The organism is Erythrobacter sp., assembly GCF_038133525.1.
In the GTDB taxonomy this organism is placed as follows: Bacteria; Pseudomonadota; Alphaproteobacteria; order Sphingomonadales; family Sphingomonadaceae; genus Qipengyuania.
Genome location: NZ_JAYPTL010000074.1, coordinates 1 through 11,469 on the forward strand (window position 1 = coordinate 1; position 11,469 = coordinate 11,469).

At 62.7% G+C, this 11,469-nt stretch carries 7 protein-coding genes; 2 read left to right on the plus strand and 5 right to left on the minus strand.

The window, feature by feature from the left end:
- From AAFM29_RS15020 to AAFM29_RS15030, 3 genes are all read right to left on the minus strand, one after another.
- A partial coding sequence (locus tag AAFM29_RS15020) for a TonB-dependent receptor domain-containing protein (RefSeq protein WP_341713596.1) occupies positions 1–2,452 on the minus strand: 2,452 nt, incomplete at its 3' end.
- Positions 2,453–2,601: 149 nt separating this feature from the next.
- Positions 2,602–4,638 (minus strand): 3-hydroxyacyl-CoA dehydrogenase NAD-binding domain-containing protein, encoded by a 2,037-nt coding sequence (locus tag AAFM29_RS15025; protein WP_341713597.1) that lies wholly within the window; start codon positions 4,636–4,638, stop codon positions 2,602–2,604.
- Between the two features lie 10 nt (positions 4,639–4,648).
- Entirely contained in the window at positions 4,649–5,884 is a 1,236-nt protein-coding gene (locus AAFM29_RS15030) for a serine hydrolase domain-containing protein (protein ID WP_341713598.1), read from the minus strand.
- A 177-nt stretch (positions 5,885–6,061) separates the two neighbouring features.
- Between AAFM29_RS15030 and AAFM29_RS15035 the strand changes: the two genes are divergently transcribed.
- The gene (locus AAFM29_RS15035) at positions 6,062–7,798 is read left to right on the plus strand and encodes a class I adenylate-forming enzyme family protein (protein ID WP_341713599.1); all 1,737 of its coding nucleotides are present in this window, start codon (positions 6,062–6,064) and stop codon (positions 7,796–7,798) included.
- Positions 7,795–9,021, plus strand: a complete 1,227-nt coding sequence (locus AAFM29_RS15040) for a TetR family transcriptional regulator (RefSeq protein WP_341713600.1) — start codon at positions 7,795–7,797, stop codon at positions 9,019–9,021. Before AAFM29_RS15035 ends, AAFM29_RS15040 begins: the two co-directional genes overlap by 4 nt.
- Here AAFM29_RS15040 and AAFM29_RS15045 read toward each other — a convergent pair.
- The gene (locus AAFM29_RS15045; protein ID WP_341713601.1) at positions 9,013–10,314 is read right to left on the minus strand and encodes an MFS transporter; all 1,302 of its coding nucleotides are present in this window, start codon (positions 10,312–10,314) and stop codon (positions 9,013–9,015) included. The two genes, AAFM29_RS15040 and AAFM29_RS15045, sit on opposite strands and share 9 nt — an antisense overlap.
- Positions 10,311–11,381, minus strand: coding sequence for an acyl-CoA dehydrogenase family protein (locus AAFM29_RS15050; protein ID WP_341713602.1), 1,071 nt, complete (start codon positions 11,379–11,381; stop codon positions 10,311–10,313). The genes AAFM29_RS15045 and AAFM29_RS15050 overlap by 4 nt, the downstream gene beginning before the upstream one ends.
- Positions 11,382–11,469: the final 88 nt, after the last annotated feature.

The window sequence follows — 11,469 nt, forward strand, 5'->3', positions numbered from 1 at the left end:
ACAGGCCCGACAGACCCGAATTGCCGATCGGCGGGGTCCAGCTGAGCGAGGCCGTCGTGACGAACTCCGGTGCGTTCGACAAATTGTCACCCGGGAGCAGGCGAAGCGCTGGATCGAGCGGGGTACCATCGTCACGACCTACCAGGTTGTTTGCGTAGCTCGTGTTCGCATAAGTCAGGCCCATGCTCACGGTCAGATCGCGGGTAGGACGCAGCGAGGTTTCGAACTCGATACCCTTGGCAACCACACCGGGTGCAATGTCGGCAGGTGCGCAGGCACCGGTTGTGGCGCTGGCATCGCGATCCCCACCGCCGAGATCGGTATCGCAACCGTTCACCGTCTGCACGAGGAAGACCGAACCGTTGAAAATGTTCAGCTGGAAGTTCGAGAACTCCTGGCGGAACGCCGCGATGCTGAAGCCCCACTTGCGACCGGCGTACTTCACGCCGAGTTCGTAGGCATCTACCGTCTCCGCATCAAATTGCAGGTTTGCGGTGTTGAGCGCATTCGCATTGAGGAACAGCGGGTTTGCCAGTGCCGAACGGTCAAGGTTGAAGCCACCGGCCTTGTAGCCCTTCGAGTACGAAGCGTAGGTCAGCCAGTCCGGGCTGGGCTTCCAGCTCAGGATCGCGGTGCCGGTCAGCTCGTCTTCGTCGCGGCTATCGGAGATCGATACGCCATCGAGCTCGGCAGTTGAGTTGCCCTGACAAGACAGCGCGATAAGGCCGCCTGCGAGGCTGGCGAGCGGGGTTGTGAGCAGCGAGCTCAGCAGCGCGCGGTTCTGCGGACAGAACACGTTATCGTTGCTGAAAGATGCATCGAAGTCCTTGGTTTCGTTGGTGTAACGAAGGCCAAGGGTCAGGTCGATCGTGTCGGTGACATGGATGATGTTGTGGGTGAAGAACGCGTAGTTCTCGCTCGTCTGGTTATAGACGTCACCCGTCCCGCCCACGTCGCGGACCTGCGCCAGGTTGTTGATACCTGCTACGATCAGGGGGGCAGCAGCACCCAGCGGTGAAGGGCCAAGCGTGCCGTCGATCGCCGCAATGTTGGCGCCGAAGCAGTTGGTTGCCGACGGATTGGCAAGTGCCGGGTTGATCGCCAGCGCGATACGGCAGTTGGCGAAGGTGCCATACTGGGTGCCGAACCGCAGGTTATCGCGGGTCTGCAGCTTTTCATGCGCGTAATAGGCACCCACGAGCCAGTCGAGCCGGTCGTCGAAGGCCGTACCGTTCAGGCGAAGTTCCTGGGTGAAGGTCTTGAACTCGCGAGCACCTGCATCCCTGCCAGGGGCACGGTAGAGAATATCGACCGTGGTGTAGTCCGTATCCGATCCCTGGGTGTTCGAGTATTCGCGATAACCGGTGATCGAAGTCAGCGTGATATCGCCGAAGCTCCAGGTAAGCTCGCCCGAGATACCGTAGTCTTCGGTTTCACCTTGATAGCTGCGACCTGCGGTCGGGTAGATATTCCGATCGAAGGTCGACTGGCTCAGTGCCCGCGGATCCTGGCCCAGTCCCAGCAGGATGGGGATGATCGGGTTGGAGGTGCTGGTCAGCGCCGGGCCGCCGTTGGGACGGGTGAAAGAGTTGAGGCCAGGCGAAACGCTGGCGCCAGGTGCAAAATCGGCCTGTACGAAGGTTGCGGCACAGCATGCCTCATCCTTCTTCGAATAGTCGCCCACCAGGCGGAAGCTGATGTCTTCAGTCGGTTCGAACAGCAGCTGACCACGGATCAGGTAGCGGTCGCGATCATTCACGTCGGTCCCGTTGGTGACATCGTTGTAGAAGCCGTCGCGCTTGAAGTAGACGCCGTCGACGCGGGCAGCCACCGTTTCGCTGAGCGGCGCGTTGATCCCGCCTTCGAGCTTGATGGCGTCATAGTTGCCATAGGTGAATGCGCCATAGGCCGAGAAATTGAACTCTGGCGGTGCGGTATAGACGCTGATCAGGCCTGCCGAAGCGTTGCGTCCGCCCAAGGTGCCCTGCGGGCCGCGAAGGATTTCGACGCGGTCCAGCGGGCCGAGTTCGGACAGGGCATTGCCCGAACGGGAACGGTACACGCCATCCACGAAGACGGCGACCGAGCTTTCGAGGCCGGGGTTGTCACCGACCGTACCGATGCCGCGAATACGGGCTGAGCCATTGGCCTCGTTACCGGTTGAGGAAACCAGCAGCGACGGGGCGACCTGGTTGAGATCGCGAATGTCGGCGACGCCGGATTTCTGGAGAAGCTCGCCCGAAACGGCCGAAACCGCGACCGGCACATCGGCCAGCGTCTGATCGCGGCCCTGTGCGCGGACGATGATGACATTGCTGGTATCGGCCTCAGTTTCTGCTGCGGAATCCGCATCATCGGCCGCGTCCTGCGCCTGTGCCGCGACCGGCGCAAGTGCGAGAATCCCCGCAAGCGCGCCCAAGGCACAATTGTGGCGTAGTCCGAAATATCGCATCAGTTTCTCCTCTCCTCGGGGGGTCTTCCCCGTTATTGCTCCGTCAATGGCCTGACTGACGATCAAGTCAAGACAAGCCCTTTGAACCGCCGATAGAATCGTACGAATGTCGTACCGGCGTTTCGAAAATGTCGCACTTTGAACAAGTTTTAGTCGAATCCGCGACCTGCTTCTGCCTTCTTGCGCAAGAAATCACTGACCGGCAGGTCGTGTTGTTCCAGACCGGCGACCACCTTGTCCAAGCCGATAGTCGTTGCCCAGAACATCGGTCCGCCGGTGTAGAGCGGCCAACCATAGCCGTTGATCCACACCACATCGATGTCGCTGGCCCGCTGCGCCATGCCCTCTTCGAGGATCTTCGCGCCCTCGTTGACCATTGGGTAGAGCAGCCGTTCGCGGATTTCGTCCTTGCCGATCTCGCGTTGCTCCTTGCCTTCCTTCGCTGCGAAGTCGGCGATGATCTGCTTCACTTCGTCCGATGGCGTCCGATTGCGCGCCTCGTCATAGTCGTAGAAGCCCTTGCCTGCCTTCTGGCCAAACCGGCCGACGGCGCAGAGCGCCTCGCGGATTGTGGTAACCTTGGTCGGATCGCGGTGCCAACCGATGTCGATGCCGGCGAGATCGCCCATCTGGAACGGCCCCATAGGGAAGCCGAATTCGAGCAGGACGTCATCAACGTCCCAATAGTTCGCCCCTTCCATGATCAGGGCATTGGCCTGTTCCTGGCGCTTGGACAGCATGCGGTTGCCAATGAAGCCGGGGCAGACGCCCGAAACAGCGGCGACCTTGCCGATGGTTTTCGACAGCTTCATCACCGTGGCCAGCACGTCGTGGCGCGTTTCCTTGCCGCGCACGACCTCCAGCAGCTTCATCACATTCGCCGGCGAGAAAAAGTGCATGCCGACCACATAGCCAGGGCGCGCGGTTGCCGTGGCGATCTCGTCGATGTCGAGATAGCTGGTGTTCGAAGCCAGGATCGCGCCCTGCTTCACCACGCTATCGAGTTTGGCGAAGACTTGCTTCTTGACGTCCATACTTTCGTAGACCGCCTCGATCACGAGGTCGCAATCGGCGAGGTCATCGTAGGAAAGCGTGGGGGTCAGCAGGCCCATCGCCTTGTCGACCGCTTCCATCGTCATGCGGCCTTTCTTGGCGGTGTTTTCATAATTCCTGCGCATCACGCCCGTGCCTCGATCGAGCGCCTCTTGCGCCATCTCGAGGATCGTCACGGGAATACCGGCCGACAGGAAATTCATGGTGATGCCGCCACCCATGGTTCCGGCACCAATCACGCCAACCTTGCGGATTGGAATCAACGGCGTGTCCTTCGGAACGTCGTCGATCTTGTTGGCAGCGCGCTCAGCGAAGAAATAGTGGCGCATGGCGGCACTTTGGGTGCCGGTCATGAGCTTCATGAACAGCTCGCGTTCCTTTTTCACGCCATCTGCATAGGTCAGGTCGCCTGCTGCCTTTACCGCCTCGATCGCGGCATTGGGTGCGTCAAAACCGCGGATCTGCCGAGCCTGCGAGGCGCGGAAGCGGTCGAACAGGTCGGGATCGCGCACCCCATCTTCGTTGGCCTTGCCTTCCGAGGCGCGTGGGACCGGCTGGCCGATCTTCGAACGGGCGAAGGCGATGGCATCCGCTTCCAGGCTGTTCTCGCCGACGATGGCGTCGATCAGGCCAATGGCTTCGGCCTTCTTCGCCGGGATCGGATTGCCGCCCACCACCAAAGGCAGCGCGGCTTCGGCGCCGACGAGCCGCGGCAGGCGCTGGGTGCCCGCGGCGCCGGGGATCAGGCCTAGCTTGACTTCGGGCAGGCCCAGCTTGGCGGAGGGAACGGCGACGCGATAGTGGCAGGCGAGGGCGACCTCGCACCCGCCGCCGAGCGCGGTGCCATGGATCGCAGCGACCACCGGCTTGTCGCTCGCTTCCATCGCGTCGAGCGTTTCGGGCAGGTTCGGCCCGACCGGCGGCTTGCCGAATTCGGTGATGTCGGCGCCGGCAAAGAAGGTCTGGCCATCGCAGCGGATCACCACCGCTTCGATGCTGTCGTCCGACAAGGCCTGTTCGATCGCATCCTTCAGGCCCGCGCGAACGGCCTGGCCCAGCGCGTTGACGGGTGGGTTGTTGGAGATGACGACGAGGACGTTGTCATGGCGTTCGGTACGGATGGGCGAGGTCATGGCTGTCTCCTCAGGCGTAGCTGTCGGTAAGGGCGGAATAGATCAGCGTCTTGAGCTGCCGCCGGATGGGATAGGTCGACGAAGGGTAGACCTGCGTCATGAAGACCATGGTGATCCGTTCGACCGGATCGACGAAGAAGGCGGTGGAATAGGCACCACCCCAATAGAATTCGCCCATGCTTGACGGCATCAGCGTCTTGGCCGGATCGATCACCATCGCGAAACCCAGGCCGAATCCGGTGCCAGCGTTATTGGCTTCGGAGAACAGACTGCTGGACATCTGGGTAAGGTCGGCATTGTTCGGCAAATGATTGGTGCGCATCAGCCGCAAGGTCTTGGGGCTGAGGATGCGTGCACCGTCGAGCTCGCCACCGTTGAGCAGCATGGTGGTGAAACGGTGGTAGTCGGCGATCGTCCCGATCAACCCGCCGCCGCCGCTATCGAAGGTTCCCGGCTGGGCCAGCTTGCTCGTGGCGCCGGCGCTGATCATCCGCGGTGACTGGCCGGGTCGGTAGGCATAGGCGTCGACCAGGCGTTCAAGGTCGCGTTCCTTCACGCCGAAACGGGTGTCCTTCATACCCAAGGGGGCGAAGATGTTTTTCTCGAGATATTCGCCCAACCGCATCCCGCTGATGCGTTCGACGGCGATGCCCAGCACATCGGTCGAAACCGAATAGTTCCAGCCCTGGCCGGGGGCGAATTCAATCGGCAGCTTGGCAAGACGCGCGACGAACTCGTCGCTGTCGAGATGATCGCGCGCGAAATCGAAATTGTGTTCGCGATAGATCGCATCGATGTTGTTGCGGTTCTGCAGGCCATAGGTGAGGCCGGACATGTGCGTCAGCAGGTCGACGAAGCGCATGGGATGGGCGGGCGCGCCTGGTGCGAAGGGAATCGAACCGCCGCCACCAGCATAGACCCGGAGATTGGCGAACTCGGGAAACACCCGGGTCACCGGCTCTTCGAGCGCAACCTTGCACTGTTCGACGAGCTGCATGAAGGCCACCGAAGTGACCGGCTTGGTCATGCTGGCGATACGGAACAAGGCATCGTCGCGCAGTTCTCGCTTGTCATCGCCCATGACGCCCAGTTTCGTGTAGTAGACCGGCGCTCCGTCGCGTGCCACGACCAGCTGCGCATTCGGCAGGCGCCCGTCATCGACATAGGTTTCGGCCAGGAATGGGGCGATTCGACCCAGCCTGTCGGCGTCGAATCCCCGGGTTGCGGCCTCGGCCAGTTCGAACATGCATCTCTCCCTTGTGCGCATACCTATGCTTCTGTTTTACCCGAATAGCGATTTCATTTGGTCTTGCCACCCTCATACCTCACCTTCGAAGGCGACTTGCGCGATGAGGTTCCGCAGGGTTAGAGCAGTAGGTCGAGAGGGAGTCGCCTAAGCAGGGTGACGGATGAGGTGACAAGAATGAGTGAACTCGCACGCGCGATCGGCTTCGTGCCGCCCGCGGGATGGCCAGCCATGACCCGCGCGCAATGCCACGAACGCCTGACCGCACCTGGCGAACGGTTCGAAATGGAGACAGTCGACATTCGCGGAGTGCCGACTCGCGTCTGGAAAAACTCCCCTGCCAACCTGCGCGTTATTGCGATGGCGGGTCGGGCGCACGGCGAACGGCTGTTCACGATCTATGAGGATGAGCGGGTAAGCTATGCGTCATGGTTTCGCGCGGTTGCGCATCTGGCGGCAGAATTTCGTGCACGCGGCGTAGAGAAGGGTGATCGCGTTGCGATTGCCATGCGCAACCTGCCCGAATGGCCCGTTGCCTTCTTTGCGGCGGCCACGATCGGGGCGATCTGCGTTCCGCTCAATGCGTGGTGGACCGGGCCCGAACTGGCGTTCGGCTTGGCCAATTCAGGGTCAAAGCTGCTGGTTTGCGATGCCGAGCGTTGGGATCGGATTGCGCCGCTGCGCAGCGAGTTTCCTGACCTGGCGACGGTTTTCGTTTCGCGTTCGCATGAGGCGATGGAGGGGGCCGAGCGTCTCGAGGACATCATCGGTGCTCCAAACGACTATGCGGCCTTGCCCGAGGCGGAGCTGCCGGAGGTAGAAATCGCCCCCGATGACGAGGCGACGATTTTCTACACCAGCGGCACCACCGGCCAACCCAAGGGGGCGCTGGGCACTCACCGCAATTTGTGCACCAATATCCTGTCCAGCGGCTGGAGCGTGGCGGTTGCCGCACTGCGCCGCGGTGAAGAGCCGTCGGCACCGGTCCAGAAAGTTGGCCTTACGGTCATTCCTCTGTTCCACGTCACCGCATGCTCGGCCAGCATGATGGGCGGGGTCGTGGCGGGCCATACCATGGTGTTCATGCACAAATGGGACCCGGTGCGGGCGTTTGAGTTGATCGAGCGCGAGAAAGTCAATCTGACAGGGGGTGTGCCGACCATCGCCTGGCAGTTGATCGAGCATCCCGATCGCGAGAAATACGATCTCTCCAGCCTCGAATCGATTTCCTATGGCGGGGCCCCTTCGGCACCCGAACTGGTGCGCAAGATTCGCGAGGTCTTTGGCGCGCTCCCCGGCAACGGTTGGGGGATGACGGAGACCATGGCGACGGTTACCGGCAACAATTCAGAAGACTACCTCAACCGCCCCGACAGCTGCGGCCCACCAGTCGCGGTCGCGGACCTCAAGATCATGTCGGAAGACGGCACCACCGAACTGCCTGTGGGCGAAGTGGGTGAACTGTGGGCGCGCGGGCCGATGGTGGTGAAGGGGTATTGGAACCGGCCCGAGGCGACCGCCGAAACCTTCATCGACGGCTGGGTGCGCACGGGCGACCTCGCTCGGCTCGATGAGGAGGGCTTCTGTTACATCGTCGATCGGGCCAAGGACATGATCATCCGTGGCGGCGAGAACATCTACTCCTCCGAAGTCGAAAACGTGCTCTACGATCACCCGGCTGTGACCGATGCGGCGCTGATCGGGATTCCCCATCCCACACTGGGTGAGGAACCGGCGGCGGTGGTCCATCTTGCCCCTGGCACATCGGCAAGCGAGGAAGAGCTGCGCGCCTGGGTTGCCGAGCGGCTGGCGAAGTTCAAGGTGCCAGTGCGGATTGCCTTTGTCGCGGAGACGCTGCCGCGCAACGCCAATGGCAAGATCCTCAAAAAGGATCTGGGGGCCTTCTTCACATGACCCGCCCGGTCGCGACCCGCAAATTCGGCGAAAAGCGCGAAGCGATCATCCATGCCGCTTCGGTGCTGATCAATGAATACGGCGTCCAGGCGACGACGTTGGCAGAGGTGGCCAAGGCCATCGGGCTCAATGCGACCAGCGTCACTTATTACTTCGCGCGGAAGGAACAGCTGGTCGTCGCGGTATACGAGGAAACGCTGTCCTCGATGGAGCAGATGGCTGCCGAGGCGCTGGAGCAGCCCGATCCGGCTTCACGCCTGCGACACTTCATCGCTTCGCATGTCGCCATGCGCGCGCGCATCCGGGCAGGCGAGCATGGCCTGACCACGGCCTTGTCCGAAATTCGCACACTCGAGCCCGAAGCACAGGACCCGCTGATGGCGCACTACCTGCGCGTGGTGGATCTGGTCCGCCGTTTCTTCGGTGAGTGGAGCAGCAATGAGGAGCGGGCGCTGTTTTCCGCTCGAGCCCATATCCTGCTCGAGGCCATGATGTGGTGGCCGGTCTGGTCACTGCAATATTCGGCGCGCGATTTCCCGCGGATCGAGGATCGCCTGTTCGATATCCTGGCGCACGGCATTCCTGCCGTACGTGGCGCCTTCGCCCCTGCCGCACTGGCAGGCGAGTGGCGGACGCAGGTCGACGAAGAGGCAGGCCAGAACGAGGCATTCCTGCGCGCCGCCACGGTGACGATCAACCAGCGCGGTTATCGCGGTGCTTCGGTCAATCGCATTGCCGAAAGCCTGAATGTCACCAAGGGCAGTTTCTATCACCATCACGATGCCAAGGACGACCTGGTGCTGGCCTGCTTCCGCCATAGCTACGATCGGATGTCTGCGGTCCAGATGGCGGGCCTCGATATTGCCGGCGACTATTGGTCGCGGCTGGCGAGCGTGCTGGCCGAGCTGGTCGACCTGCAATTCTTCGACAGCACGCCCTTGTTGCGTACCACGGCGCTGCAGGCGCTCGATCCGGCCCACAAGATCAATGTGGTGACCCGTTCGAACAGGCTGGCCCGGCGCTTTGCCGGCATGCTGATCGACGGGATTGCCGATGGCTCGGTGCGCACGATCGACCCGCTGGTTGCCGGGCAGGTGCTGATGTCGACGGTCAACTCGGCCTATGAGGCCCGTCACTGGGCTGCCCGGTTCGGTGCGACCGATGATGCCGTCCGGACCTACCTCTCGGTACTGTCGGATGGAATGATCGCCCCGTCAGCTTGAGCTGCGCGGCTCGCGTACCTTGAACTGCATCAAGGCGAGCGAGGCGAGCAGGGCGGCGAGCGATACCGCGACCAGCGGCGGATAGCCCATCGCCGCAATGGCGACGCCGGCCAGGATTGGCCCGACTGATGACACCGCACCTTCGACCGTGGTCAGCAAGGCCAGCCGCATCGGAATGTCTTCATGCGCGCCGAACTCGAGCACCAGTGTGAGCGCTGCCATCATCCAGCCCGACGAACCGATTCCCAGCGCGACGAATGCGAGGTGCAACAGCCACCCGTCACCGAAGATGAGCAGCGCAAGACCGGTGAGGCTGCTCGCCAGCGAGCCAAGATAGACCAGGCGAAAACCGTAGCGGTCGCCGATCGCCCCCCAGGCTAGGTTCGACAACGTATCGGCCGTGAGGAAGGCCAAGCTTAGCGATCCGATCAGCGGGCCATCAAGACCCAGCCTGTCGCCGACATAGAGCGTCCAGAACGGCAGCCCGACACGCGAGATCGAGGCGAAGCCGTGGACGAACAGGAAGCTACGGAAATCGCGGTGCTGCAGCAGCTCGCCGAATTGCCGAAGGCGCTGGCGCAGCGGCAATTCCGGTCGCAGACTTGGAGCATCAGGTTCGGTCAGGCCCATGCGCAGCGCAACCAGCCCGATCGATGTGAGCACGAAGGCGAGCAGGAAGGTGGTGGCGTAGCCGTTGCCGAGCCACTTCTGCTCGATGAAATAATGGCCGGCGATCCACGCCAGCCCGGCCGCGATCAATCCGCCGAGCATGTTGCGCACGCCTTGCAGTCGTCCGCGCCGGGCGATCGGGATGACCTTGGCCATCAGCATCTGGAAGGCCACGCGTTGGGCCCCCGAAAAGAAGCCCAGCAAGAGGAAGGACAGCAGCGTGACTGCCAGCAGGGCAGGCCCCTCCAGCGTCCACGCCGCCAGGGCAAGCACGAGGATCATGACCCGCATCATCGATCCGACCCCGATGGCATAGGGCATGATCCGCTTACGGCTCTCCACCCGCGCGCCGGACAGGATCGGCGAAACCGTGCCGCCGAGCTGGAGCAGGGCGGTGCCCAGTCCGACTGCCGCGGCACTGCCCGTCAGCAGGTAGAGGTAGGCGGGAATGATCGTCGGGGCATAGATCAGGCGAAAGCCCGTCATCCCGAACACGCCATGGATCAGCGTCGCGCGATAGTTGCGCCCCAGGTTCGATGCCATGAAGGCGTGGTGGCGCTCCCAGACGTCGTCTTCGGGGAGCGCCTCCATTTCCTCGCCCGAAGGGGCGAGCGGCTCGCTCAATAGCCCCCCAGGCTGGCGTAACGGTCCTTGAGGAAGCTCGACGAGCCCCAGCTGGCTTCCAGCACACGCGCGCGCTTGAGGTAGAAGCCGATGTCATATTCGTCGGTCATGCCGATGCCGCCGTGGAGCTGGATGCCCTGATTGCTGATCGTGTGTAGCACGCGATTGGCCTCGGCCTTGGCGATGGTGGCGGCGCGCGCCACGTTGAAGCCGCTGTCGACTGCCTGTAGGCCCGCTTCGACTGCGCTGCGCATCTGCGCGAGATCGGCGAAAAGATCGGCCATGCGGTGTTGCAGCGCCTGGAAGCTGGCGAGCACCTGGTTGAACTGCACGCGCTGCTTCAGGTACTCGAGCGTCACGTCGAACACTTGTTGCGCCATGCCGAGCATTTCCGCAGCGGTCAGCACGCGGGCCCGGTCAAGCACGTCGTCGAGCAGGCTGTCGCCGCCGCCCGCCAGCTTGTCCGCTGCAGCACCGTCGAAGGTGATATCGGCATGGCTGCGCTGGTCGGTCAGCCTGCGCGTCGTCAGCGAGACGCCGGCACCCTTCTCGACCAGGTAGAGCCCATCCTTCGCCGCGACGACGAACAGGTCGGCACCATGCGCTTCGTGGACGAAGGCCTTCTTGCCGCTGAGCTTGCCGCCCGAAACGCTGGTTTCGATCGCTGCGGGGTCATGCGTCGCGCCTTCATCGACCGCGAGCGTGGCGATCGCTTCGCCACTGGCGAGCTTCGGGAGCCACTTGGCCTTTTGCTCTTCGCTGCCACCCAGCGCGATGGCACTGGCCGCGATGGTGGTCGCCAGCAGCGGGCTGGCGGCCAGCGTCTTGCCGAGTTCCTCGAACACGAGACCCGCCGACATGTAGCCGAAGTCCGAGCCGCCGTGCGCCTCGGGCACGATGATCCCGGCCCAGCCCATCTGCGCCATTGTGGCATAGGCATCGCGGTTGAACGCCTCAGGCTCGCCGCTTGCCCGCACTTTGCGGAATTCGGTGACCGGACTTTCGTTGACGGCCCATTCGCGCGCCATGTCGCGCAGCATTTCCTGTTCTTCGTTGAGAACTGCCATTTTCCTGTGCTCCCCTCTCTTACTGGTGGTCGAGCATGCCGAGCACGCGCTTGGCGATGATGTTGTTCTGGATTTCGGTCGAGCCGCC